Origin of the sequence: Chryseolinea lacunae, assembly GCF_016735595.1 — a bacterium.
In the GTDB taxonomy this organism is placed as follows: domain Bacteria; phylum Bacteroidota; class Bacteroidia; order Cytophagales; family Cyclobacteriaceae; genus Chryseolinea; species Chryseolinea lacunae.
Genome location: NZ_JAERRB010000001.1, coordinates 176,615 through 201,248, shown reverse-complemented (window position 1 = coordinate 201,248; position 24,634 = coordinate 176,615). Strand labels below are relative to the sequence as shown.

Annotated in this window: 20 protein-coding genes; 9 read left to right on the top strand and 11 right to left on the bottom strand. The window is 52.5% G+C overall.

Annotated features, from left to right (window positions below; genetic code table 11):
- The first annotated feature begins 22 nt into the window (after positions 1 to 22).
- The 3 genes from JI741_RS00745 to JI741_RS00735 all read left to right on the top strand — a co-directional run bounded on the left by JI741_RS00745 (position 23) and on the right by JI741_RS00735 (position 3,131).
- The gene (locus JI741_RS00745) at positions 23 to 1,297 is read left to right on the top strand and encodes a serine hydrolase domain-containing protein (protein WP_236675813.1); all 1,275 of its coding nucleotides are present in this window, start codon (positions 23 to 25) and stop codon (positions 1,295 to 1,297) included.
- 26 nt (positions 1,298 to 1,323) lie between these two features.
- Positions 1,324 to 2,649 carry an amidohydrolase gene (locus tag JI741_RS00740; RefSeq protein WP_202006689.1) on the top strand — a complete coding sequence of 442 codons (1,326 nt, stop codon included), beginning with the start codon at positions 1,324 to 1,326 and terminating at the stop codon, positions 2,647 to 2,649.
- A 185-nt stretch (positions 2,650 to 2,834) separates the two neighbouring features.
- Positions 2,835 to 3,131: a hypothetical protein gene (locus tag JI741_RS00735; RefSeq protein WP_202006688.1), complete on the top strand. Its 297-nt coding sequence runs from the start codon at positions 2,835 to 2,837 to the stop codon at positions 3,129 to 3,131.
- A gap of 48 nt (positions 3,132 to 3,179) precedes the next feature.
- Here JI741_RS00735 and JI741_RS00730 read toward each other — a convergent pair whose 3' ends face one another.
- Genes JI741_RS00730 through JI741_RS00720 form a run of 3 tightly spaced genes read right to left on the bottom strand, consistent with a single transcriptional unit; the run spans position 3,180 to position 4,904 of the window.
- Positions 3,180 to 3,899: a lycopene cyclase domain-containing protein gene (locus tag JI741_RS00730; RefSeq protein WP_202006687.1), complete on the bottom strand. Its 720-nt coding sequence runs from the start codon at positions 3,897 to 3,899 to the stop codon at positions 3,180 to 3,182.
- A gap of 16 nt (positions 3,900 to 3,915) precedes the next feature.
- Positions 3,916 to 4,410: a sterol desaturase family protein gene (locus JI741_RS00725; RefSeq protein ID WP_202006686.1), complete on the bottom strand. Its 495-nt coding sequence runs from the start codon at positions 4,408 to 4,410 to the stop codon at positions 3,916 to 3,918.
- Positions 4,407 to 4,904 (bottom strand): SRPBCC family protein, encoded by a 498-nt coding sequence (locus JI741_RS00720; protein WP_202006685.1) that lies wholly within the window; start codon positions 4,902 to 4,904, stop codon positions 4,407 to 4,409. Before JI741_RS00720 ends, JI741_RS00725 begins: the two co-directional genes overlap by 4 nt.
- A 113-nt stretch (positions 4,905 to 5,017) precedes the next feature.
- Here JI741_RS00720 and JI741_RS00715 point away from each other — a divergent pair, with 113 nt between their 5' ends.
- Genes JI741_RS00715 through JI741_RS00705 form a run of 3 tightly spaced genes read left to right on the top strand, consistent with a single transcriptional unit; the run spans position 5,018 to position 10,928 of the window.
- Complete coding sequence (locus JI741_RS00715) at positions 5,018 to 7,303, top strand: PSD1 and planctomycete cytochrome C domain-containing protein (RefSeq protein ID WP_369411708.1); 2,286 nt, start codon at positions 5,018 to 5,020, stop codon at positions 7,301 to 7,303.
- 3 nt (positions 7,304 to 7,306) lie between these two features.
- Positions 7,307 to 8,761, top strand: coding sequence for a DUF1501 domain-containing protein (locus tag JI741_RS00710; protein ID WP_202006683.1), 1,455 nt, complete (start codon positions 7,307 to 7,309; stop codon positions 8,759 to 8,761).
- 13 nt (positions 8,762 to 8,774) lie between these two features.
- Entirely contained in the window at positions 8,775 to 10,928 is a 2,154-nt protein-coding gene (locus JI741_RS00705) for a c-type cytochrome domain-containing protein (RefSeq protein ID WP_202006682.1), read from the top strand.
- 35 nt (positions 10,929 to 10,963) lie between these two features.
- Here JI741_RS00705 and JI741_RS00700 read toward each other — a convergent pair whose 3' ends face one another.
- From JI741_RS00700 to JI741_RS00670, 7 genes are all read right to left on the bottom strand, one after another.
- Positions 10,964 to 12,286, bottom strand: coding sequence for a cryptochrome/photolyase family protein (locus tag JI741_RS00700; protein ID WP_202006681.1), 1,323 nt, complete (start codon positions 12,284 to 12,286; stop codon positions 10,964 to 10,966).
- 45 nt (positions 12,287 to 12,331) lie between these two features.
- Positions 12,332 to 14,113 (bottom strand): serine hydrolase, encoded by a 1,782-nt coding sequence (locus JI741_RS00695; RefSeq protein ID WP_202006680.1) that lies wholly within the window; start codon positions 14,111 to 14,113, stop codon positions 12,332 to 12,334.
- A gap of 54 nt (positions 14,114 to 14,167) precedes the next feature.
- A complete protein-coding gene (gene idi, locus JI741_RS00690) occupies positions 14,168 to 14,686 on the bottom strand; it encodes an isopentenyl-diphosphate Delta-isomerase (RefSeq protein ID WP_202006679.1) in 519 nt (172 codons plus the stop codon).
- On the bottom strand, positions 14,686 to 15,522 hold the full coding sequence (locus tag JI741_RS00685) for a phytoene/squalene synthase family protein (RefSeq protein ID WP_202006678.1): 837 nt from the start codon (positions 15,520 to 15,522) through the stop codon (positions 14,686 to 14,688). The genes idi and JI741_RS00685 overlap by 1 nt, the downstream gene beginning before the upstream one ends.
- On the bottom strand, positions 15,519 to 17,015 hold the full coding sequence (gene crtID, locus JI741_RS00680; RefSeq protein ID WP_202006677.1) for a bifunctional phytoene desaturase/3,4-desaturase: 1,497 nt from the start codon (positions 17,013 to 17,015) through the stop codon (positions 15,519 to 15,521). Before crtID ends, JI741_RS00685 begins: the two co-directional genes overlap by 4 nt.
- 29 nt (positions 17,016 to 17,044) lie before the next feature.
- On the bottom strand, positions 17,045 to 17,545 hold the full coding sequence (locus tag JI741_RS00675; protein ID WP_202006676.1) for an RNA polymerase sigma factor: 501 nt from the start codon (positions 17,543 to 17,545) through the stop codon (positions 17,045 to 17,047).
- Between the two features lie 217 nt (positions 17,546 to 17,762).
- Entirely contained in the window at positions 17,763 to 18,629 is an 867-nt protein-coding gene (locus JI741_RS00670) for a MerR family transcriptional regulator (protein WP_202006675.1), read from the bottom strand.
- An 89-nt stretch (positions 18,630 to 18,718) separates the two neighbouring features.
- Between JI741_RS00670 and JI741_RS00665 the strand changes: the two genes are divergently transcribed.
- A complete protein-coding gene (locus JI741_RS00665; protein WP_202006674.1) occupies positions 18,719 to 21,175 on the top strand; it encodes a ligase-associated DNA damage response DEXH box helicase in 2,457 nt (818 codons plus the stop codon).
- Here JI741_RS00665 and JI741_RS00660 read toward each other — a convergent pair.
- Positions 21,172 to 22,584 (bottom strand): inorganic phosphate transporter, encoded by a 1,413-nt coding sequence (locus JI741_RS00660; protein ID WP_202006673.1) that lies wholly within the window; start codon positions 22,582 to 22,584, stop codon positions 21,172 to 21,174. The two genes, JI741_RS00665 and JI741_RS00660, sit on opposite strands and share 4 nt — an antisense overlap.
- 165 nt (positions 22,585 to 22,749) lie before the next feature.
- On the opposite strand from JI741_RS00660, the gene pdeM reads away from it, so the two are divergent.
- A complete protein-coding gene (gene pdeM, locus JI741_RS00655) occupies positions 22,750 to 23,397 on the top strand; it encodes a ligase-associated DNA damage response endonuclease PdeM (RefSeq protein WP_202006672.1) in 648 nt (215 codons plus the stop codon).
- Between the two features lie 31 nt (positions 23,398 to 23,428).
- Complete coding sequence (locus JI741_RS00650) at positions 23,429 to 24,619, top strand: CapA family protein (RefSeq protein ID WP_202006671.1); 1,191 nt, start codon at positions 23,429 to 23,431, stop codon at positions 24,617 to 24,619.
- The last annotated feature ends 15 nt before the right edge of the window (positions 24,620 to 24,634 follow it).

Here is a 24,634-nt window from a genome sequence, read left to right as displayed (position 1 = left end):
TTTGAAATCCTATCGCAACCCCATGAAACTACAAGTCAGGTTTTGGCTGGTCATGATGCTGGCCGTTCTCGTTCAGGCAAACGCGCAACTGTCGCCCCAGTCCTTTTCAGCCATCAAATCGCCGGAAGATGCCGGCTTCAGCGTCGAGCGCCTGCAGCGTCTTGATGCGCTCATGCAAAGCTTCGTGGCCGAAGGCCTGGCGCCCAACGTGGCCGTGTTTGTGGCGCGCAACGGAAAAGTGGTGTCCTACAAAGGCTATGGCTATCGCAACCTCGAAACCAAAACGCCGCTTCAGAAAGACGACCTGTTTCGCATCGCCTCCCAAAGCAAAGCCATTGCCACCGTGGCACTGATGACGCTTTTTGAACAAGGCAAATTTTTGTTAGACGATCCCATCAGCAAATACATTCCCGAGTTCAAGGCACCACGTGTGCTCGAAAGTTTTGATGCGGTCACGGGCAACTATGAAACGCGTCCTGCAAAAAGCGAGATCACCATTCGTCAGCTGCTGAGCCACTCGGCCGGCATACCCTACGAACATCCGCTCGACAAGCTGCCCGCCTTCAAGGTTCCCTTCTTCAACTCAACCCAACCCGACGTGCTGGCCGATGTGGTGAAAAAAATTGCCGCCCGTCCACTCATTGCCGATCCCGGCGAAAAATTTGTGTATGGACTGAACACCGACGTGATCGGCTACCTCATCGAAATTCTCAGCGGCAAAAAACTTGATGTGTATTTGAAGGAGGCCGTCACCGCCCCGCTTGGCATGAACGACACCTACTTCTATCTGCCAGCCGACAAAGCCGGTCGCCTGGTGGAGCTCTATTCAAAGCAGTGGGCCGACAAGCCCCTGGTGGTGAGCGCCAACAACGACTATCGCTTCTTTGCCACCACGGGCGCCAGAACTTACTTCTCGGCCGGCGCGGGCCTCATCAGCTCGGTGGAGGACTATGCAAAATTCTGCCAGATGCTCCTCAACTTCGGCCGCTTCAACAATCGTCAGATCCTCGGACGAAAAACGGTGGAGATGATGTTCCGAAACCAGATCGGCTCGTCGGACGTGTGGACGCGCCAGGATAAATTTGGCCTTGGCCTCCAGATCATGACCGAACAAAGCCGCTACAGCGACAACGCCAGCACGGGCTCGCTCACCTGGGGTGGCATGTATTGCTCCGAATACACCATCGACCCCAAAGAAAACCTGATCCTTTTGGTGTTTACCAACGTGGAACCCTATGCGCACTACAGCGACCTTGTCCATAAATTCAGAATCAGTGTCTACCAGGCCTTGCGTTAATGGCGGAGGAAGATCGAAATTGCACCATGATAAAATTACAGAGTCTCTTTGCCGTCCAGTTTCTCATTGTCTCACTGGCGGCCGCGCAATCGCCGGCGTTTAAGCAGGTGCAGGAAACGGTAACGAAAGAATATCCCTCACTCGAAAAACTCTATCTGCACCTTCACGAAAATCCCGAGCTGTCGCTGCACGAAGAAAAGACCGCGGCGCGCATGGCCGCAGAGCTGAAGCAACTGGGCTTTGAGGTGACCGAAAAAATTGGCGGGTTTGGATTGGCCGGCGTGTTCCGGAATGGCACAGGCCCCACCGTGCTGATCCGCACCGACATGGATGCCCTGCCCCTCGAAGAAAAAACAGGATTGCCCTATGCCAGCAAGGCCCGCGGCACAAACGCGGTGGGTGCCGACGTGGGCGTGATGCACGCCTGTGGCCACGACGTGCACATGACGGTGTTTGTGGGCACCGCCCGCGCGCTGGTAAACGCAAAAAAATTCTGGAAGGGAACCCTGGTGATGGTGGGCCAACCGGCCGAAGAACTCGGGTTTGGGGCGGAGTATATGTTCCGGGATGGACTCTATGACAAGATTCCCTATCCCGATGTAGCCCTGGCGTTGCACAACCATGCCGCCATGGCGGCAGGAACTCTCGGCTACAACCCCGGCAACTTCATGGCCAGCGTAGACATGATGAACATCACCGTGCATGGCAAGGGCGGTCACGGGGCAGCGCCCCACCTCACGGTAGATCCGGTGGTGTTGAGTGCCGAAATGGTGTTGGCCTTTCAAACCATTGTGAGCCGCGAAATCAATCCGCTCGAGCCCGCCGTGGTGACTGTAGGGTCTATTCACGGCGGCACCGTGCACAACATCATTCCCGACGACGTGAAACTGCAGCTCACCCTGCGATCATACTCCCCGCAAGTGCGACAACAGATCATTGCCTCCATCGAAAACAAAGCCAGGCACCTGGCACTGCAAGCCGGCGTGCCCGAAGACCGTCTTCCCGAAATCAGCATCAACGATCCCAAAACGCCCGCCACCATCAACGACCGCGACCTCACCAACAAGCTGGTGCCCGTGTTTCAGCAGGTGCTTGGCAACGACAATGTGAAAGAGATGCCGCCGTCTATGGTGGGCGAAGATTTTAGTCGCTTCGGCATGCAGTCTAAAAAAGTACCGATCTGCATGTTCTGGCTTGGCACCGTCGATCCGGCTAAAGTCAAGGACGCCGAGAAGTCGGGACAGCCGTTGCCGTCGCTGCATTCGTCGGGCTTTGCGCCATTGCCCGAGCCAGCCATCAAAACCGGCATCAGAACCATGAGTGCAGCTGCGTTGACCCTGTTTGCGAAATAGACGGCCTGAAAAATATTGGGCTTCAGTCCCGAACCGGTTAAACCTCCGGAAGGGTATTCGCGCGGACGTCGGTTTCGTTGTTTTTGATCAGATTTCACAGCTTTTTTTCTCCAATGTTAAGTTTTTCATGTGGCGTTCATATTCCACTAACATTTGGTATTTTAGGAAGATCAACCACAATTTTTATGGAACAGGAAAAGAACACGAAGACCTCCAAAAAGGCTTTGAGAAGCCTTATAAACGACTCCCTGCAGGAAGCGCTCAACACCCTTGAATTGCCCAAAGCCAGCAAAAAAGCCAGGAAGCTTTTGCAGCGGAATGCCAAGAAGCTTGCCGCCATGTACATCAACAGCATGAAGCGGGAAGAGAAGAAGAAAAAGAAAGCCGAAAAATTCATGGAAGATGCCGTGAAAGGAAGCGGCAAGAAAAAGAAATCAAAAGCCGTGAAGCTGGCCAAACACACCGAACTGGAAGCGGTGTAGGATTAGGCCGGACACTGAATGCTTTTTGCTAAGCCCCAACGGAGGGGCTTATTTTTTTGCCTTGAATTTTGCGCGGTAGTAGTTGCGATCTTCAAACCACTCCATCAGCGCAACGGTCATGAGAATGAGCAGCAGGCCATAGGGAAGATCCTCCAGGGGAATGGTGCCCATGCGGATGCCCAGGTTGTGATGATCATTATACCACACCACAGGCTTTTCGAGGAACGTGCCGGTAAGAATGCCGTTGATGATAAAGAAGGGAATGAGGATCACAAAAAAAGCAAAGTAAAACCGCCCCATATAGCGCGGCCGGATCTTTAGCATCAGATAGGCAAGAAACAGCGATACGAAAATGAAGGTAGTGCCGGTATACATTTTGTCGATGTGAAAGATGCCGCCGATGAGCAGCAGAATAATGACGGCACTGGAGATGAGTTCCTGATGTGGAAAGAGGTGGTCTTTCTCAATGAGGTGATTTAATGCAAAGTAGGTGAACGCACAGGCGTAGGGAATGCAAATAAAGAACAGGACCTCTTCCAGTGGCAGCGAGCCGATTTTTATGCCGATGAGGTAGTCGGGATTGAAGCCCCAAATGCCCATCCGCGTGAAGATTTCGTCCCAGATCACAAAGATCGGAACGGTGATGAGCATGGCGATGCCCAGGTATTTCCATTTCTTATAGAAGGGCGCCTTGGGATAAAAGCTGGCTGCTAAAGGAATGAGGATGGCGAAAATATCGAGGGATAGGTAAAGGTATTTCGAATTCAAGGGCGATAGTGGTTTCTTATTGGGTTTCCTGCCGGTCTTTTTTGAAGTTGAATTTCCGAGGTTCGTATTTTTTTGGTGCAATCAAAAAACCAAAGGCTTCGCATCCTTCGCGGGTGTGTTTGCTGTGGTGAATATAGTGTGCGTTGATGATTCGCTGAAGATATTTGCTTTTTTTCTCGGGTCGCCATTTCATGCGCTGGTGCACAATGATGTCGTGAAAGACGAGGTAGAACACGCCGTAGCAGAAAATGCCGATGGCCACGGCCACCAGGTAGGGGTTATAGACCACCAGCGTGGCATAATAAAAGAGGCCGATGCAGGGCACACTGAACACCAAGGCAAACAGGTCGTTGCGCTCCAGCGCCTGATCGTGAACCGTGTGGTGCGACTTGTGCCAGCGCCACAGAAATCCATGCATAATGTATTTATGAGAGAACCAGGCCACAAATTCCCAGAACAGAAATGTGCCGATCACGATGCCCGAGTATACAAGGAAGTTGATGAGATTCATGCAGAGACCGGCTTTTGGACAGACATTTTAGCGGTGTTGAAAAATTCTTCCAATACCTTGTAGCGATAATCAAAAATAGCATTTAGCTGGCGCTCTACAAACAGGGCATTGGCAAATCGGCCCAGCCACCCCAGCGGAATCGCATAATTCACTTCGTCGGTCACCTCCACACCACCGCCGGGCACCGCTTTCAGATGATGCTGGTGATGCCAGAAAGCGTAGGGTCCGAACCGTTGTTCGTCAACAAAGTAGTGCGGTTCGTTCACGTGCGTGATTTCGGTGAGCCATTGCATGGGCACAAACGGAAACACATGGATGCGATACCGGACCAGTTGTCCCGCATACATCGCACCGAAACCTGACTGATAGAGAATGGAAAATCCCATGTGTGGTGGTGTGATCTTCTGAAGATTTTTGGGGTCTGCAAAGAAGCGCCACGCATCGGGCAACGCAAGCGGAAGAACTTGCACACGTTTTAGTGAATAAATTTTCATACATTTCACTTAACATTTTTTACCCGAAAGGGTTTGAGTGTTTCAAAATAAAATTCAACCTTTAGACCACTTCATTGAATGCCATGAAAAGAAAAACTTTTTCAGCAGCAGCAATGACCCTCCTCATTCCGGCAATGCTCAACCTTTCGTGCAGCGAAAAACGCACAACGGCGCACGTGTCGGATTCTGTTGACTACAACCTGCACATCCGCCCCATTCTGTCAGACCGCTGCTTCAAATGTCACGGCCCGGACGCCAATCAGCGCAAAGCACATTTGCGGCTCGACACCCCCGAAGGTGCCATGGCCGCGCTGAAAGACAATCCCTCGGCCCATGCCATTTTGCCCGGCGATCCGGCAAAATCGGAAGTCTATCTCCGCCTTGTCACCACCGACACCGCCGAGGTGATGCCCCCCGTGAAATCCAATCTCAAAATTAATGAGCACGAAATTGCGCTCATCAAAAAATGGATCGAGCAAGGTGCGAAATACAAACCGCACTGGGCATTTATTCCACCGAAGAGCACACCGCCACCCGACGTGGAGAACACGGCGTGGGGTCACAACGAAATCGATCAGTTCATCCTCGCAAAGCTTGAAGCCAACGGCCTGGAGCCAAACGAAGAGGCCGACAAGGAACGCCTCCTCAAACGCGTGAGCTTTGACCTGACCGGCCTGCCACCGTCGCTCGCCCTGCAAGACAAGTTTATGGCCGACGCTTCGCCCGACGCCTATGCCCACGTGGTAGACGAATTGCTGGCACAACCGCAATATGGCGAGAAGATGGCAACGTACTGGATGGACGTCGCGCGCTATGCCGACTCGCACGGCTACCAGGACGACGGCCTGCGCACCATGTGGCCGTGGCGCGACTGGGTCATCCACGCCTTCAACGCCAACTATCCCTACGATCGGTTCATCACCTGGCAGCTGGCCGGCGACCTGTTGCCAAACCCCACAAAAGAACAACTGCTGGCCACCGGCTTCAACCGTAATCACAAGATCACGCAGGAGGGAGGCGTTATCGACGAAGAATATCGCGTGGAATATGTGACCGACCGCACCAACACGTTCGGCAAGGCATTTCTGGCGCTCACGTTCGAATGTGCCAAGTGCCACGATCACAAATACGATCCCATCCTGCAACAGGACTATTACAGCACATTCTCCTTCTTTAATCAGGTGCCCGAGAAAGGCCTTGTGGGCGACATCACGCTGGCGTCGCTGGCCGATCCGCCCAACATGAAAATCAGCACGGCCGATGTTGAAAAGATTCTAACCTTCATCAATAAGAAAGACACCGCCGCGGTGCCGGTCATGATCATGAAAGACGCGCCGGCAAAACGCCCCACCTACATCCTGAAGCGTGGTGTTTATGACGCACACGGCGATAGGGTGTCCGTTGGATTGCCCAAGGCCATCATGCCATTCGACTCCACCGTCTATGGCAACAACCGGCTTGGCCTTGCCCGCTGGCTCACCGACAAGAAGAACCCGCTCACGGCCCGTGTGTTTGTGAACCGCATGTGGCAGGAATTTTTTGGTCGCGGCCTCGTGAAAACCGCCGGCGACTTCGGCATGCAAGGCGAAATGCCATCGCATCCCGAACTGCTGGACTGGCTGGCCCTGGATTTTGTGAACAACGGATGGGACGTGAAGCGCCTCCTGAAACAGTTTGTGACATCGGCCGCCTATCGACAGTCGTCGGTGGTGAGCCCGAAGAAACTGGCCACCGATCCCGAAAACATTTTGTTGTCGCACAGCACCCGTGCCCGCATGTCGGCCGAAAACGTGCGCGACATGGCGCTGGCCAGCAGTGGCCTGCTCACCAAAGACATCGGCGGTCCCAGCATAAAACCCTATCAGCCCAAAGGCATCTGGGAATCGTCAACATCGGGCAGGGGTGTGCTGGCGCGCTACGTGCAGGATCACGGCGATAAACTATATCGCCGCGGCCTCTATTGTTTCATCAAGCGCACCGTGCCGCCACCCAGCATGCTGGTGTTCGACGGCAGCAACCGCGACCAGTGCGAAGTGAAACGCCTGCGCACAAACACACCGTTGCAAGCCCTGGTGCTCATGAACGACCCTGTGGTGCTGGAATCGGCGCGCGTGTTTGCCGAAAAACTGTTACAGGAAAAATCAACAGTCGAACAAAAAACAGTGACCGCCTTCCGTGCCATCGTGGCGCGCAATCCGAAAGCGGAAGAACTGAAAATCCTGATGACCTATTTCGACGACGAGAAAAAAGTTTTTGAGGCCTCGCCCGAAAAGGCGAAGCAATATATCAACGCAGGAGAGTATCCCTTTGCGAACATCACCGACGTAGCCTCGCTTGCCGCCCTCATGCAAGTGGTGCACACCATCTATAACATGGAGGAATCCATCACAAAAGTTTGAGGTATGGAAAATAACGAATTCATTAAGCAGCGCTACCACATCACGCGCCGGCATTTTTTGGGAAAAATGAGCCTCGGCATCGGCTCCGTGGCCTTGGGATCGTTGCTCGTTCCCGATCTCTTCAAATCGGGTGGCGACGAAGCTTCGCTGCTCGCAGGCCTGCCACACTTTGCGCCCAAAGCCAAACGCGTCATCTACCTGTTTCAGAACGGAGCACCCTCTCAGTTGGAGAGCTTCGACTACAAGCCGCTGCTGAACAAAATGGCCGGACAGGATTTGCCTGCCTCTGTGCGCATGGGCCAACGCCTCACGGGCATGACCGCAGGACAAACCAAGTTTCCATTGGTGGGCTCCAATTTTTCATTCAAACAATACGGCCAGTCCGGCGCCTGGGTGAGCGAACTCTTTCCCAACATGGCCAAGATTGTGGACGACGTTTGTTTCATCAAAACCATGAACACCGAAGCCATCAATCACGACCCCGCGCTCACCTTCATGCAGTCGGGTGCACAGCAGGGCAATCGCCCCAGCATGGGTGCATGGCTGAGCTATGGCCTGGGCAGTGAGAATAAAAATCTTCCCGCGTTCTGCGTGCTGTTGTCGCGCGGGCGTGGCAACGGTCAGGGCGTGTATTCAAAACTTTGGTCGAACGGATTTCTCGACAGCATTCACCAGGGTGTTCAATTCAGCAGCAGCGAAGAGCGCGTGCTCTACCTGAAAGACCCTAACGGACGCGATCGGGAAGGCACGCGCAAAATGCTCGACAAACTTGCGCAGCTCAACGACATGAACTACCAGGAATTTGGCGATCCTGAAATACAGGCGCGCGTGCAGCAATACGAAATGGCCTACCGCATGCAAACGGCCGTGCCCGAACTTTCGGACCTGTCGCAAGAGCCTGATCATATCATCAAGATGTATGGCGCCGACTGTCTGGTGCCAGGCACCTATGCGTCTAACTGTTTGCTGGCGCGGAAGCTTTCCGAATCGGGTGTGCGTTTTGTGCAGCTCTATCACCAAGGCTGGGATCAACACGGCAACCTGGTGGGCGAAATGCCTTTGCAGGCGCAAGATGTTGACCGCTCCACATCGGCCCTTGTGATGGACCTGAAGCAACGTGGCTTGCTTGACGAAACGCTTGTGATCTGGGGAGGCGAATTTGGGCGCACCAACTATTGTCAGGGCGACTTGTCGAAAGATAACTATGGCCGCGATCATCACCCGCGCTGCTACACCATCTGGATGGCCGGTGGCGGCGTGAAGCCCGGACTGGTCTATGGCGAAACCGATGAATTTGGATATAACATCGTGCGAGACCCCGTGCACGTCAACGACTTTCATGCCACGGTTCTTCACCTCATGGGGTTGAACCATGAACAACTCACCTTCAAACACCTCGGCCGGCGCTATCGCCTCACCGATGTGGCCGGCAAGGTGGTAAACGGTATACTGGCCTGACGCTACCCGACACATGGAGAAACTCTTGCGCATTGCCCTGCATACAATTTTTTGTATCCAGATTCTTTTAGTCTTTTTGCTACTGGTTGAATCAAAAGTGCAACTGCCGCCCTGGCTACAGGTGGCCGGTCGCATGCACCCTATGGTGCTGCACATTCCCATAGGCATCCTGTTGTTTATGGTGTTGCTGATGCTGGTGCAACGAACACTCGACACCACGGCATCGCTCTCGCTCACAACGGTCATCAGAATTGGTCTTGTGGTCACGTCGCTGTCGGCATCGTTCACCGCGCTCTTTGGTTTCTTTCTTAGCCTGCAAGGCGACTATGGCAGCACGGTGCTCACGCAACATAAGGTGAGTGGCGTGGTGTTTAGTTTTCTTTGCTATTTCATGGCGCTGTTCTATGACTGGCAAAAACAGAAGGCCGTGTTTTTTGGAGCCGGTGCAGCGGCCGTTTTTTTTATGCTTGCCGCAGGGCACACCGGATCGGTACTCACCCATGGCGAAAACTTTGTGATGGCCCCCGTAACCTCCACCAACAAGGAACCTTTAACAGCCGACAATGCATCGTTCTATCACTTTGCCGTTGAACCGGTGCTGGAAAAAAAATGCTTCTCGTGTCACAACGATTCAAAAGCAAAAGGGGGACTCATCATGACGTCGGCCGATAAATTTAAAGCCGGCGGAAAAAACGGCGAAGCATGGATTGCCGGAAACCCTGACGAAAGCCGGATGATAAAAGCGCTCTACCTGCCGCTGAGTGCCGACGAACACATGCCCCCCGACGGAAAACCACAACTGACCACACCCGAAATTGCGTTGCTGAAAGCCTGGATAAAAACCGGCGCCAGCTTCGACATGAAAGTGGCCGACTACAAACCGACCGACTCCGTGAAATTTATCGCGGCCGCGTTCACACCTGCGCAGACAACAAGTGAAGTAAAAACCGAATACACATTCAAAGCCGCATCGGAAGACGTGGTCGCGAAAATGAACACGCCGTTCCGTTCTGTCTTTCCATTATATCAGGGCAGCCCCGCGTTGCAAGCCGACTTCTTTGTGAAGAAAGCCTACGAAGTGAAAAGTCTTGAAGAATTAAAAACCGTGGCCGATCAGCTGGTGGTCGTGAATTTGTCGCGCATGCCCGTGACCGATAAAGAAGTTTCACTGCTGGCCACGTTTAAAAACCTGGAGCGACTGAATCTGAATTTCTCGGCACTCGAAGGCAAGACGTTAGCAGCGCTTAAGGATTTGAAAAAACTGAAGCTGCTCTCGCTGTCGGGCACGAACATACACGCCAAAGATCTGGAGCCCGCGCTTGCTGCTCCCGCACTAAAAGAAGTATACGTCTGGAACACGCCGATAACAGAGGCTGAAGTTGCCGACATGGCGAAGGCGCATCCGGCCATCGTGTTTGTCCGGAATTCCTTTCACGACAACTCCATTCTGCGCCTCAGCAAACCCGCGTTGGAAAACGATGGCGTAACAAAACGCGATGAAAAAGTGGTGCTAAAACACACCATGCCCGGCGTCACCATTCGCTACGCTCTCGATGGCACAAGTCCCGACAGCGTGAGCGGCATCCTCTACAAAGAACCACTCGACGCCACAGAAACCTTCGTCATCAAAGCACGCGCCTGCAAAGACACGTGGTATTGCAGCGAACTCTACGAAACCACCGTGTTCGTGGAGGGCATCAAGCCAACGAACACAACATTGCTAACGGCACCTGACCCGCAATATCCCGGCGAGGGCGCACAAAGCCTAACCGACCATCGCAAGGGGTTGGCCGACGTGTTGAAGGAACCGTCGTGGCTTGGCTATCGCGAGAGAGCATTCAGCGCCACCTTCACCTTCGCCAACGACAAGCCTCACCGCATGGTGATCAGCTATGGCCGAAACCTTGGGGCTTATGCGTTTCCTCCCGCCGAAGTGGAAGTGTGGGCAGGCCAAGACGAGAAAAGCATCAAACACATCACCACCCTAAAGCTGGAACAACCCCAGGGCTACGATGCGAACAAAGTGGCCCCGCTCACCATCCCGCTCTCAACCGAAGCCTACCCGTTCTACAAGATCGTGGCCAAGCCTGTGCCCAAACTTCCGACATGGCATAGTGGTAAGGGTGATAAGGGATGGGTGTTTATTGACGAAGTGTTTTTCTATTGAAAGATGTTGCATGTTGGTGGGACACCAACATGCAATCAGCCCAATGCTTCCTTATACACCCGCAGCACCCGTTCGCGCGCAAACGCATGATCAACAATGGGCTTGGGATATTCTTGGGTATCAAGCTCCGGCACCCACTTCCGAATGTAAGTCATGTCTTTGTCAAACTTTTCGGTTTGCAGGTGTGGGTTGAAGACGCGAAAGTATGGTGCGGCGTCGCAGCCCGATCCGGCGGCCCATTGCCAGCCGCCGTTGTTGGCGGCCATGTCGTAGTCCAATAGTTTTTTGGCAAAGTAGGCTTCGCCCCAGCGCCAGTCGATGAGGAGGTGTTTGGTGAGGAAACTTGCCACCACCATGCGCACACGGTTGTGCATGAAGCCGGTGGTGTTCAGTTCGCGCATGCCCGCGTCCACAATGGGGTAGCCGGTTTGTCCGTGGCACCACGCGTCGAACTCGTCGGCATTGTTTCGCCACACAATGCGGTCATAGGCAGGCTTGAAGGCTTTGGTTTCCACCTCTGGAAAATGCCAGAGAATCATATGGTAGAAATCGCGCCAGATAAGTTCGTTCAGCCACACTTCATTTTTCTGACGCGCCAGCACCGCCAGCTTGCGAATGCTCACCGTGCCAAAGCGCAGGTGCACACTCAGGCGCGTGGTGCCGCGAATCGCGGGGAAGTTGCGCTGTGTGTCATATTTCTCCACGATCGATTTTTTCACCACGCGTTCGGGAAATTCAATAGTCGACGGCACAAAGCCCAGATCTTTCAGTGTAGGGAAGGGGAGGGGGGTGGTTTTTAAAAGGTGCCGTGTATATTTTTCTGTCGGATAACTTTTCAGGTAAAACGGTTTCATTGCAGCCTTCCACTTGCGGCTATAGGGCGTGAAAATTGTGTAGGGTTTTCCATCATCTTTCAACACTTCATCCTTTTCGAAAATCACCTGGTCTTTATAGGTGCGGAAGGCAATGTCTTTTGCTTCGAGAATTTCTTTCACGCGCTGGTCGCGTGCACGGGCGTAGGGTTCATAGTCGTGATTGGTGTAGACCGCTTTGGGATTTAGTTTTTTGTAAAGCTCCACCGGGTCGCCATGCAGAATCAATAACGAGCTGCCAAGCTCTTCCAGCTGTTGCTTCAGAATTTCCAGGGACTGATGAATAAACGTGAGGCGTGCATCGTCCTTGTCTTCGAGGGTGTCTAGAATGGTGGTGTCAAAAATAAAAACGGGCAGCACATCTTTGTTTTCCTTCAGGGCGTAATAAAGGCCCGCGTTGTCCTGCAAGCGAAGGTCTCTCCGAAACCAAAACAATGTGACCGATGGGGTAACGGCACGCGCCGCGGCAAGTAGGGATGACTTCACAAATAGTTTTTTTCTCTAAACACCGGTCCGGCCACTATGTTCATATCATTTTCGTTTGGCCCTGAACGTTCCATTCGGTTGAATAGACAGCAGCTCTGTTACCTGGCCTTTTGGATCGGTTTCGAATTTGACCTGAAAGCCTTCCAGAATTTTTATTTTGAACTCATGCTGTTTGATAGCCGCCAGTTCATACTCCGGCTGCCCGGGCACAAAGAGGAAAAGCTTCGTGGTGTCTTTCAGATACACTTTGGCCACTTGTCCTCCAAAGTCATAGTCGCCCACATACGAGGCCAGCGTGGTAGGTGCAACCGCCACGGCGTCGGGCATCCGCTTGAACACAATGTCTTTCACGGCCGGCTCAAGCTTCAGGTGGAGTTCGGCCACGGAGCCGTCCATGCCGGTGGTGAACAGGAATTTTTCGCCTTCAAAATATTTCTGGTCCGTGGCGCGGAAGATGTCGTAGTGATAGTGTTCCAGGTCGGTCATCAGGCCGTGCACGTTGGCGCGGAGCACGTTGCTGTCAAGGGCGATCGACACGGTGCCGTAGGCCGGATGTTCATAGTGGCCTGCATACTTGTCGAGCGTATGCGAAGGCGTCGTGCCCGTCACACGTTGGCGGTCGTCTTCTTCTTTTTTTATGGACTCCTGCAGTTCCCTGTTCTTGTTGCGTTCGTCCAGGAAGCGTTTGTTCCAGTCCACAAGGGTGAGGCCCAGCATGCGGTCGATCACCTGGTTGCGCACAATGGTGGGCAGCACGGAGCTGTTCATGTTGGTCAGCACCACCACGCCCACAGAGTCGCGGGGCAGGAAGCAGGTAGAGGCTGAGAAGCCGTCGATGTTGCCGCCGTGGTCCACGCGCACATGGCCGCGATAGGAGGTGATCACCCATCCCAATCCATACAGGTTGTAGAAGGCCTCGTCATAGGGCAACGGCACTTGCGTGGCGGCCACCATCACCGGTGTCTGAAGTTGGCGTATTGTGTTGGGCGAAAGAATTTTCTTTCCCTTAAACTGACCGCCGTTAATGAGGGCCAGCAGCCAGTGACTCATGTCGTCGGCGTTTGAGTTTATCGAGCCGGCTGGCCCCAGGGCGTCGATGTTCATGTAGGGCATGGGCTGCACCACACCTTTTTGATCCACATAGCCGGTCGAAAAATCTTTGGCCTGTTGCAAATCGTTCACCGAAAAATTTGACGCCGTCATGTTGAGGGGAGCAAAGAGGCGCTCGCGTGTGAACTGCTCCCACGACTGGTGGCTCACTTTTTCGGTGAGATAGCCGGCCGTCATAAACATGAGGTTCTGATATTGGTAGGTGGTGCGAAAGGGCTTGCTCGGTTCAAGGTAACGCAGGCGTTCATACAACGCTTCACGCGAAAAGTTCGAACCATACCACAACATGTCGTGACGCGGGAGTCCCGAGCGGTGACACAGCAAATCGCGTGGCGTCATGTTGGCCGAAACGTATTCGTCTTGCAGTTTAAAATCCGGAAGGTAGCTGCGCACGGGATTGTCGAGTTCAAGCTTGCCGTCTTCTTCCAGCAGGCAAAGTCCCGCGGCCGTAAAAGCTTTCGTGCAGGAGCCGATGGCAAAGAGTGTTTGTGACGTCACCGGAAGTTTTCCTGCTGTGTTGCGAAAGCCATACCCTTTCGACAGCACCACGTTGTTTTTGTAGACCACCGCCACCGAAAGGCCCTGCACATTCCAGTCGTGCATCGCCTTCGTCACAAAGTCGTCAAAGCCCTTTAGTTTTTTGTCGATGTCTTTTTGTTGACCAAAGACATAAGCGCCGGGCCACGTCAGCAAAAGAAGTAGAAGAATGCGTCGCATCACAAGGAGAGGTTTATTCTACCAAAATAACCAATGTGACGCGCAAAGGAAAATTTAGGGAACAGCGATTTCGTTCAGGGCCGGGTGATTCAATATGATCTTGAACCAGGCCGTATAGTCTTCGGGATGATGCTTCACAGCTTCGCGAAGGGTGGGCAGGCTCACAAATTGCCAGTCCTCCACTTCGGCGGTGTTCACGGCAGGTTCGCCGTCGAAAGTGCCGATGTATACGTGATCGTATTCATGCTCCATCAACCCTTTGTCGAGGGCGGCTTTATAGATGAAGGCATAGGCGAATTCGGGTTGCAGGTCGATGCCCATTTCCTGTTTCAGGCGCCGGCGTGTGGCGTCGGCCATGGTTTCGTCGGGCAGGGGATGGCTGCAGCAGGTGTTGGTCCACAGGCTGCCGCTGTGATACTTTGCCTTCGATCGCTTTTGCAGCAACATTTCGCCTTTGGAATTGAAGAGCAGTATCGAAAAGGCGCGGTGAAGAATGCCCTTGCGGTGTGCTTCCATTTTTTCCATGGTGCCCAGCGCACGGTCGTGTTCGTCCACCAAAATCACGTGTTCCATCACAGCAGGTTCAGTTGATGTTTCAAAAACGAATAGGCGAGGAGCCCGGCTTTGTGTCTTTTCGGGATGCTGATGCGGCTGCGCATAACAATGTCTGACGGTGTGTTTTTTATTTTCTTGAAGAGCGCAAGGTAATATACATACGCCACGTAAACACCAAATCGTGCCGACCTTGGCAATTTTTTAATGCCCAGAAAACCCGCTTCAAAGTCTTTTTTGATGCCTTCTTCAATACGCTTCTTGCACGAGTCGTCAAAATGATCAAGCGACACCTCGGGAAAATAGGTTCGACCCATGCCCACATAGTCGGCCTGCAGGTCGCGCAGAAAGTTTATTTTTTGAAACGCCGATCCCAGGCTCATGGCAAATGGCTTCAACTGGTCATACAAAGGTTTGTCGCCCTTGCAGAAAATGCGCAGACACATGAGACCCACCACTTCGGCCGAACCAAGAATGTATTCTTTGAAGGTCGCTTCGTTGTGCACGGTTTTGTAGAGATCCATCTCCATGCTTTTCAGAAATTGTTCAATCAGCTCGTCTTCGATGGCATAGCGGTTCACGGCATGCTGAAAGCTGTTGAGAATTGGGTTGAGACTTATCTTTTCGCGCACGGCCCGGAAGGTGTCTTCGCGGAAGCGTTTCAGAAGTTCGGCTTTGTCGTAGTCGTGAAACGTATCCACAATTTCGTCGGCAAAACGAACAAAGCCATACACTGCATACACCGGGTTTCGAAGTTCCCGTTCAAGACATCGTATCCCCAACGAAAACGATGTGCTATAGGCATGCGTAGCCATGCGGCTGCAACGAATTGACACCGTGTCAAACAATTCCTTCATGAATTATAATTTACGAATTCGTGATGTTTTTTTATAAGTTCTTTGGCCACAACCTGGCCGGAGATTAATGCCGGAGGAACGCCCGGTCCGGGCACTGTAAGCTGTCCTGTATAAAACAAGTTCTTCACGTTTTTGTTGATGATCGACGGTTTGAAGGTAGCCGTCTGCATCAGCGTGTTGGCAAGTCCATAGGCATTGCCCTTGAAAGCATTGTAGTCGAGAACGAAATCGCGATGGGCATAGCTCCGTTTGAAAACAATATGTTCGGAAATGGCTTGCCCGGTAAATTTCTCCAGGCGCCTCATCACCATCGAAAAATAATGTTCGCGGGTTTCTTCCGTGTCGGTCAATCCCGGTGCCACCGGAATGAGAATAAAAATATTTTCACAACCTTCGGGCGCCACCGTGTTGTCGGTTTTGGAGGGACACGACACATAGAATTGCGGTGCCGAGGGCCACTGTGGCGTGTCGTAAATTTCCGCCGCATGGCGCTTGAAGTCTTCGTCGAAAAATAAAGTGTGGTGCAGCAGGTTATTTATTTTCTTGCCAACACCCAAATAAAAAATCAGGCTCGACGGTGCCATCACACGCTTGTTCCAGTATTGTTCGGTATAGCGACGGAAGGACTGCGGCAACAACGTTTGTTCAACGTGATGATAGTCTGCGCCCGCCACCACATAGTCGAGCGGTTCAAACACACCGTTCACCCGAAGACCTTTGGCTTTGGTGGCATTCATTTCCACTTGCTCCACGTTGCTGTTGTACGAAAACTTCACACCCAGCGAAGTGGCCAGCGTCACCATACCTTCAATTACTTTGTGCATGCCGCCTTTGGGATACCACGTGCCCAACGCCATGTCGGCATAGTTCATGAGGCTATACAATGCCGGCGTCTTTTCGGGTGCGGCACCAAGAAACAGCACGGGAAACTCCAGCAGCTGCACGAGCTTCTGCGATTTGAAAAACTTTTTTATGTAGGCTGAGATAGAATCAAACACATGAAGCTTCAACACACCTTTCATCACATCCCTGTGGAGAAACTCCAGGAGTGAAAGACCGGGTTTGTGAACCAGTTCGTGCATGCCAAGGTCGTATTTGAATTTTCCTTCTTTCAAAAATTGCTGCAAGCGCACAGCACTTCCGGGTTCGATCGATTCAAACAACGCACAGAGGTTGTCGATGCCTGCCGGAATGTCAAGCCTGTCGCCCGGACCATACACAATGCGATACGAAGGGTCTAGTCGTTCAAGCGTGTAGAAGTCTTCAACACGTTTGCCGAAGTGGCCGAAGAAATCTTCGAACACGTCGGGCATCCAATACCAGCTAGGGCCCATGTCGAACATGAATCCCGCTGCCTCAAACTTTCGTGCACGTCCTCCGGGCCCATCGTTCTTCTCGAAGATGGTCACCTCAAATCCGGCTTGTGCCAGAAAGCACGCTGCCGATATCCCTGAAAAACCCGAACCAATAATGCCTACGCGGCGCGTCTCCATAAATCCTTTTCAGGGAAGTTAGTCAATAATCAATATCCGTGAAGCCGTTTTTGGATCTCTTTGCGCGCATGAAAAATTCTGTTCTTCACCGTGCCTATAGGAATGTTGAGGTGCTCGGCAATTTCATGATACTTATAGCCGGTGGTGTGCATCTTGAACGGCGTCAGCAATTCTTCCTTCAGGTTGTTCACGTTGCTCCAGATCTCCCGGAATTGCATGCTCTCCTGTGGACGGTTGAAGGTATGTTCTTCCTCCACATTCAGAAAGTATAAATCCTTGGTGGTGTCTTTCGAAGTTTTGGCGCGTTGATTCTTTCTATAGTTGTTGATGAACGTGTTGCGCATGATGGTGAACAGCCAGCCTTTCAGGTTGGTGTTGTCGCGAAACTTGTCGCGATACATAAGGGCTTTCAGAATGGTGTCCTGAACAAGATCCAGCGATTCGTCGCGATCGTGCGTGAACCGGCGGGTAAAGGTCTGAAGAGTGCTGCGTAAGCCAGCTATTTCGTGGGTGAATTCGACAGCTTTCATATCCAGTGAGTTTTAATGTTTAAGTATTAGTGGTTAAATATTAAACAAATTTACCCTTTAGACGCTTTTGGCCAATCTTTTTGTTATATTTTTTAGATTAAATGTTAAACAAACTTGATTTATAGGGGCGAAAGGCTGATTTCAGGGGACGAGGGGCTATTCAGGTCTGGGAAGGCCTGTTGAACGAAAATGAAAATGGGAAGGGAAGTGGGGTAACTCAGATATATTGGCGCAGTTCCAACGCTGTGGAAAACGTCTGCACGTTCGCAATTTTCTCGCCCTTGTAGCGCTGCACCTGGTAGCCCGACACCAGAATGGGGCATGCCGGGAAATCGTGAACCAGGCGGTTCAGATATTCTTCAATGGGCAAATCGGGAGTGGACGTGATGCTGCACAGAAGAATGTCGGGTGTTTGCGCTTTGTATACCGAAACAAGGTCTTCGTGCGGAACATTCTGCCCCAGGTAGTAGGTGCGGTAGCCACCCTTGCGCGTGAGGAAGTGATAGAACAAAAGCCCCATCTCATGCATCTCGCCCTCGGGAAGAAACAACAGAATTTTTTTCGACGTCTTGGGAGGCAACGGCAGGCCGTCGATGGCCACAATGATTTTTTGGCGGATCAGGTTTGAGATAAAATGTTCGTGGGCCGGCGTGATGTTGTGCGTTTGCCAGAGGATGCCGATTTTTTCCAGAAAGGGATAGATCACATCCGTGATGGCTTTTTCGAAACCATAGTGAAGAATGAGGTTGTTCAGGATTTTCTCAAACAGCTCCTCCTCCATATCAATCATGGCCACCACCAGTTGATCGATGTGCACTCCGGTGTCGTTGTTAAGCGAGCTGATCTGCAACACCTTTTCCTTCATGGCGTCGGGCGTCATGTCGGCGATCTTCGAGATCTTGATGCCGTTGTTGTTGAGCAGCGACACGTTGATGATCTTTTTCAGATCTTCATCGGAGTAGTAGCGTATGTTGGTGGCGGTGCGCGAAGGCGCGATGAGGTTGTGGCGCTTCTCCCAGATGCGGATGGTATGGGCTTTTATTCCTGAAAGCTGCTCGAGTTCCTTGATTGAATATTTACCCATCGTCCAGACGTTATCCTAGTTTACCTGCAATAACAGGTCTCTCCAGAAATTGTTTTTTGGAAGGTATGGATATCATACTTTAGCGATTCATGGCTCCTGACGTCATAAAAATAGGAAAAGATTGGTTCTCTGCCAGAGGGTGGAAGGCGTTTCCGTTTCAACTCGAAGCGTGGCAGGCGTTTTTAGACGGCCGGCACGGGCTGGTGAACGCGCCCACCGGCAGCGGCAAAACCTATTCGTTGCTCATGCCCGCCCTCCTGGAATTTATCCGCGACAACCCTGACTATAAAACAAAAAAGAACAACGGCCTGCAGATCATTTGGATCACGCCCATTCGCGCCCTGTCAAAAGAAATAGAACTGTCGGGCAACCGCGTCATCGAAGGCCTGGGGCTGCCCTGGAAGGTGGGCGTGCGCTCCGGCGACACCTCGCTGAAGGAACGCGCACGCCAAAAAGAAAAACCTCCAGAACTGCTCATCACCACCCCGGAAAGCCTGCACCTGCTGATGGCGCAGAAAGAGTATCCCGATTTTTTCAAAAGCCTCCGCGCCGTGGTAGCCGACGAGTGGCACGAACTGATGGGCTCCAAACGTGGCGTGCAGGTGGAGCTGGCGTTGTCGCGCCTCAAAACCATTTCGCCACACCTCAAAGTGTGGGGCATCTCCGCCACCATCGGCAACATGGACCAGGCGCTGGAAGCGTTGCTGGGAAATTATTATCACGAAAAAGACTACGCCGTTGTGCGGTCCGACATAGAAAAAAAAGTGGAAGTGGTGTCCGTTCTTCCCGACACACTCGACACGTTGCCCTGGGCCGGTCACCTCGGCATCCAGCTGCTTCAAAAAGTGATCGACATCGTGAAAGGCAGCAGCACCACGCTCATTTTCACCAACACGCGGTCGTTTGCCGAAATCTGGTATCACCGCATGCTCGATGCCGCTCCCGAACTGTCGGGCCTCATCGCCATGCACCACGGTTCCATCAGCCAGGAGCTGCGCAACTGGGTGGAAGAACAACTGCACGAAGGCAAACTCAAAGCCGTGGTCTGCACCTCGAGCCTTGACCTGGGCGTGGACTTTCGTCCGGTGGAAACCGTCATCCAGGTGGGAGGTCCCAAAGGCGTGGCGCGCTTTCTGCAACGCGCCGGCCGTAGTGGTCACCAGCCTGGCGCGGTGAGCCGCATCTACTTTGTGCCCACACATTCGCTCGAGCTCATGGAGGCCGCCGCGATCCGCGAAGCCATCACACAAAAAATTGTCGAAGACCGCCTGCCCTATATCCGGTCGTTCGATGTGCTCATCCAATACCTCACCACGCTGTCGGTATCCGACGGATTTTATCCTGATCAGATCTTCGCCGAAATCAAAACCACATTCTGCTACAACTCCGTGAGCGAAGATGAATGGAACTGGCTGCTCAACTTTATCACCACCGGCGGCGACTCGTTGCAGGCCTACGACGAGTATAGAAAGGTGGGCATCCACGAAGGACTTTATAAAATCGAAAACCGCACGCTTGCCATGCGTCACCGGTTGTCCATCGGCACCATTGTGGGCGACAGCTCGCTGTTTGTCCGGTTTGTGTCGGGAAAATATTTGGGCACGGTAGAAGAGTATTTCATTTCACGTCTCAACCCCGGCGATGTGTTCTGGTTTGCCGGGCGCAACCTAGAGCTGGTGCGCATCAAAGAAATGGAAGCGCAGGTGCGCAAGTCCAGCAAGAAGTCGGGTGCGGTGCCGTCGTGGCAGGGCGGGCGCATGCCGTTGTCGTCGCAGATGAGTGAAATGATTCGCCTGAAACTCGATGAAGTGGTGCGGGGTGTGGAGAAAGACGACGAGCTTGTTTTTCTGAGGCCATTGTTTGCCTTGCAGCAGGAGCGTTCACATCTGCCGTCGAAAAGCGAATTCCTCATCGAATATTTCAAAAGCACCGAAGGCTATCACGTGCTCATGTATCCTTTCGAAGGAAGGTTTGTGCACGAAGGCATGGGCGCGCTGGTGGCCTATCGCATCGCGCAGATTCAGCCCATCACCTTTTCGATCGCCATGAACGACTACGGCTTCGAGTTGCTGTCTGACCAACCCATTCCCATCGACGAAGCCATCGAAACAAACGTGCTGGGCGTGGAAAATTTGTTGAAAGACATTCAGGCCAGCATAAACTCTACCGAAATGGCGCGACGCAAATTCAGAGACATCGCCGCCATCTCCGGTCTTGTGTTCAAGGGCTATCCGGGCAAGCCCATAAAAGACCGGTACCTGCAATCTTCATCACAACTTTTTTTCAACGTCTTCCACGACTACGAGGCCCACAACCTGTTGCTGCAACAGGCCTACGAAGAAGTGATGGATTTTCAATTGGAAGAGGCACGTCTGCGAAGGGCACTGGAGCGCATCGCCCAGCAAAAAATAATCATCACCCATCCCGACAAGCCCACGCCCTTTGCGTTCCCCATCATGGTGGACCGCACACGCGAAAAACTCACCTCCGAAAAACTGGAGGATCGCGTCAAGCGCATGGCGCTGCAATTCGATTCGTTAGATTAGAAGATCGCGCGGAACAAGAGGAACAGCGTGCCGGCCATAATCATCACCACCGGCAACGTGAGGAACCAGGCAATGAGAATGTTGCGCACCGTGTCGGGCTGCAGATTTTTGACGCCGCGGTTGGCCACCATGCTTCCGGCAATGCCCGACGACAACACGTGTGTTGTGCTCACGGGAAGACCCAGATAGGACGACATACCGATGGTGCTGGCGGCTACAATTTCGGCGCTGGCGCCTTGTGCATAGGTAAGGTGTTCTTTACCAATTTTTTCGCCTACAGTTTTCACAATGCGTTTCCAGCCGATCATGGTGCCAAGGCCTAATGAAAGGGAAATCATGAGCAACACCCAGGTAGGGGAGTAGTCTGTAATTTTGCGAACGTTCTTCAACTCGTCTTTCAACGATTTTTTTTCCGCTTCGCTCAACTTCACATCTTCTTTCTTTGCCAGTGAGCCCAGCTCGCGGTCCATAATCATAATGTCTTTGCGCACCAGAAAACGTTCGGCTTTGGGAATGTCCTGAACATCGTGCAGGTTGGCAAAGCGTTGTTGAAGGCGTGTGTTGATGAGTGTGGCTTCTGCTAGTTTATTGCGGTCCGATTTCGACAAGTGTGAGGAGTCGATACTGGAAATGACGTGTTCAATTTTTGTTAGCGCGGCAGGCAGGTTGGTGGGCGTGAACGATTCGTTCAACGCGAAATAGGTAGGCACCACGCCAATGAGAATGAGCATGATGAGACCAACGCCTTTCTGCCCATCGTTCGAGCCATGGAAGAAACTCACCAGCGTGCAGGTGAGCACCAGTATGCTCCGGATCCAAAGGGGAGGAGCCTGATTTTTCTTGGGCTCTTTAAAAAGACTATCACCATACGATGTTTTCTTGGTCAACGTCCGGATGAGGTACATCAGAATGATGGTCATCGAAAAACCAAACAGCGGCGAGATGAGCAACGACACACCGATTTCTTGTGCTTTCCCCCAGTTCACAGCATCGCCTGCGGCTTCAGGCAATAGCGAATAGGCCAGGCCAACACCGAGAATAGAGCCGATAAGCGTGTGTGAGCTTGAGCAGGGAATGCCCAGATACCACGTGAGCAGGTTCCAGAAAATGGCAGTCAGCAACAGCGCCATCACCATGGAAATACTATGGGCAATATTTTGGTCCACCAGCGTCTCTACCGGCAACAGGTTGATGATGCCCACGGCCACGGCAATGCCGCCCCAGAAAACACCTATAAAATTGCAGAAGCCCGACCAGATCACGGCCACCCACGGTTTCAGCGAGTTCGTATAGATAACCGTCGCCACGGCGTTGGCCGTGTCGTGAAATCCATTAACAAATTCGAAGGAGCAGGCAGCAATGAGACAAACAATGAGCAGGGCTGAATAGGCGAAGTCTAATTCGAACATAAACCATTAATTCGGTGTGCAATCTAGGGCGAATTCCCGTCCACAATGTTACCTATATGTTAACTTTTTTCTTAAAACTTGTCTATAATCCCTCTATTTCACTGACTTTCAGTGTGTTGAAAATGCTTATGATAATTAAATTTTGATGATTAGATTGACCCGTTCATGGAAACGGAGATTTTAGGAGAGCGTTTGGAATTGTGGCCGCAGAAGGCAGTTTCCTGGCCCGAAAGAGAGATTCTTTTGCTGGCCGATCTGCACGTGGGCAAGATCAACCATTTCCGCCGTTCGGGCATACCCCTGCCGGTGAAAGCCAACGACCGAAACGTTGAAGTGCTCCTCGAACTGGTGGAAGCCACCAAACCCAAACGCATCATTTGCCTGGGCGACCTCTTTCACAGCCACTACAATCCCGAATGGGAAGTGTTTGGCGAGGTGGTTAAACACTTTCGTCACATCTCGTTCGAACTCGTGCTGGGCAACCACGACATCATGAGCGATATCCAGTACAGCCGCAAAGGCATTCAGCTTCACGATGAATTACGGATCGGTCCTTTTATCTTCACGCACCATCCGCTGGAAGAAATTGAAGAAGGCGCCTACAATTTGGCGGGCCACATTCACCCGGGCGTGAACCTTCGGGGCAAAGGCAGACAGTCAGTCACGCTGCCCTGTTTTTACTTCGGAGCACAATCCGGACTTTTGCCCGCCTTTGGCATGTTCACCGGCATGGCCCGCATCTATCCGCGGAAGAACGATAAAGTATTTATTATCCTGGAAAATAAAATCATGGAAGTCAGCACAACAAGCTGACCCCAACCCTGCACACGACCTCATAACTACTATGCAAACACACACATCAAATTTTCAATGCCGGCTCACGCAGATCGCCGTCATGCTGTTGTTCATCACCACCCTCGCCGCACAGGCACAAGACACCACGCGATTGTCGCTGCTCTTTGCCGGCGACGTGATGGGCCACGGCACACAGATCGCCGCCGCCTACGAACCTGCAACAAAATCATACGACTATACTTCGTGCTTTCAATATGTGAAACCTTATATAGAGGGTGCCGACCTTTCCATTGCCAACCTCGAAGTCACGCTGGGCGGCTCGCCCTATACCGGCTATCCGCAGTTCAGCTCTCCCGATGCCCTGGCCCGCACGTTGAAAGAAATTGGCTTCGATGCCCTGGTCACCGCCAACAATCACTGCGTTGACCGCGGCAAAAAAGGACTGGAGCGAACCGTGATGATGCTCGACAGCTTCAACATTCCTCACACCGGCACGTTTGTCGACACTGTGACGCGCCTCAACGACTCGCCCCTCATCCTGCAAAAGAACGGCTTCACCCTGGCGCTGCTCAACTACACCTATGGCACCAACGGCATCGCCGTTCCCAAATCGAACGTGGTGAACCTGCTCGACACAGCCATCATGCACAGGGATCTGGCAAAAGCGAAAGAACTCCATCCCGACGTCATCATCGTGTTCACACACTGGGGCATCGAATACCAGAGCCTCCCCAACAAGGTGCAAAAAGATCTGACGGAGTTTTGTTTCAAACACGGCGCACAACTCGTGATCGGCGCCCATCCACACGTGATTCAGCCGATGGAATGGCGAAAGGATAAAAATCAGTTTGTTGCCTACTCGTTGGGCAATTTTGTGTCCGGACAACGGAAGCGCTACACAGACGGTGGCGCGATGGCTTACCTGGAACTTAAAAAGATTCAATACAAACCCGACAGCGCCATCACCACCATCGACAGCGCAGCCTATGCGCTGCAATGGGTGCACCGCACAGTAGATGCACAAAAGGATTATTATGTTATTCCAGTGCTGGCCGACGAAGCGAAGGCGCTCGAAGCCGTGAAAGGCGAGGTGTCGAAAGCAGCCTATCGCACCTTTGTGAGCGATTCGAAATTGCTGTACAACAAACACAATAAAGACGTGCCTCCGTTAAAAGGATTGCCCCGGCACTATGCAGAACTTCCGCCACCCGCCGAAGAAACTGTTCCTCCCAAGCCGTGACGGAAGCGATAATGC

Excerpts from the sequence above, each read along its gene's own strand:
- JI741_RS00740 (WP_202006689.1), top strand. The coding sequence starts at position 1,324 with ATGATAAAATTACAGAGTCTCTTTGCCGTCCAGTTTCTCATTGTCTCA.
- JI741_RS00720 (WP_202006685.1), bottom strand. The coding sequence starts at position 4,904 with ATGAAAATTTATTCACTAAAACGTGTGCAAGTTCTTCCGCTTGCGTTG.
- JI741_RS00665 (WP_202006674.1), top strand. The coding sequence starts at position 18,719 with ATGGCTCCTGACGTCATAAAAATAGGAAAAGATTGGTTCTCTGCCAGA.
- JI741_RS00705 (WP_202006682.1), top strand. The coding sequence starts at position 8,775 with ATGGAGAAACTCTTGCGCATTGCCCTGCATACAATTTTTTGTATCCAG.
- JI741_RS00735 (WP_202006688.1), top strand. The coding sequence starts at position 2,835 with ATGGAACAGGAAAAGAACACGAAGACCTCCAAAAAGGCTTTGAGAAGC.
- JI741_RS00725 (WP_202006686.1), bottom strand. The coding sequence starts at position 4,410 with ATGAATCTCATCAACTTCCTTGTATACTCGGGCATCGTGATCGGCACA.
- JI741_RS00670 (WP_202006675.1), bottom strand. The coding sequence starts at position 18,629 with ATGGGTAAATATTCAATCAAGGAACTCGAGCAGCTTTCAGGAATAAAA.
- JI741_RS00710 (WP_202006683.1), top strand. The coding sequence starts at position 7,307 with ATGGAAAATAACGAATTCATTAAGCAGCGCTACCACATCACGCGCCGG.
- idi (WP_202006679.1), bottom strand. The coding sequence starts at position 14,686 with ATGGAACACGTGATTTTGGTGGACGAACACGACCGTGCGCTGGGCACC.
- pdeM (WP_202006672.1), top strand. The coding sequence starts at position 22,750 with ATGGAAACGGAGATTTTAGGAGAGCGTTTGGAATTGTGGCCGCAGAAG.
- crtID (WP_202006677.1), bottom strand. The coding sequence starts at position 17,015 with ATGGAGACGCGCCGCGTAGGCATTATTGGTTCGGGTTTTTCAGGGATA.
- JI741_RS00715 (WP_369411708.1), top strand. The coding sequence starts at position 5,018 with ATGACCCTCCTCATTCCGGCAATGCTCAACCTTTCGTGCAGCGAAAAA.
- JI741_RS00650 (WP_202006671.1), top strand. The coding sequence starts at position 23,429 with ATGCAAACACACACATCAAATTTTCAATGCCGGCTCACGCAGATCGCC.
- JI741_RS00660 (WP_202006673.1), bottom strand. The coding sequence starts at position 22,584 with ATGTTCGAATTAGACTTCGCCTATTCAGCCCTGCTCATTGTTTGTCTC.
- JI741_RS00675 (WP_202006676.1), bottom strand. The coding sequence starts at position 17,545 with ATGAAAGCTGTCGAATTCACCCACGAAATAGCTGGCTTACGCAGCACT.
- JI741_RS00745 (WP_236675813.1), top strand. The coding sequence starts at position 23 with ATGAAACTACAAGTCAGGTTTTGGCTGGTCATGATGCTGGCCGTTCTC.
- JI741_RS00695 (WP_202006680.1), bottom strand. The coding sequence starts at position 14,113 with ATGCGACGCATTCTTCTACTTCTTTTGCTGACGTGGCCCGGCGCTTAT.
- JI741_RS00685 (WP_202006678.1), bottom strand. The coding sequence starts at position 15,522 with ATGAAGGAATTGTTTGACACGGTGTCAATTCGTTGCAGCCGCATGGCT.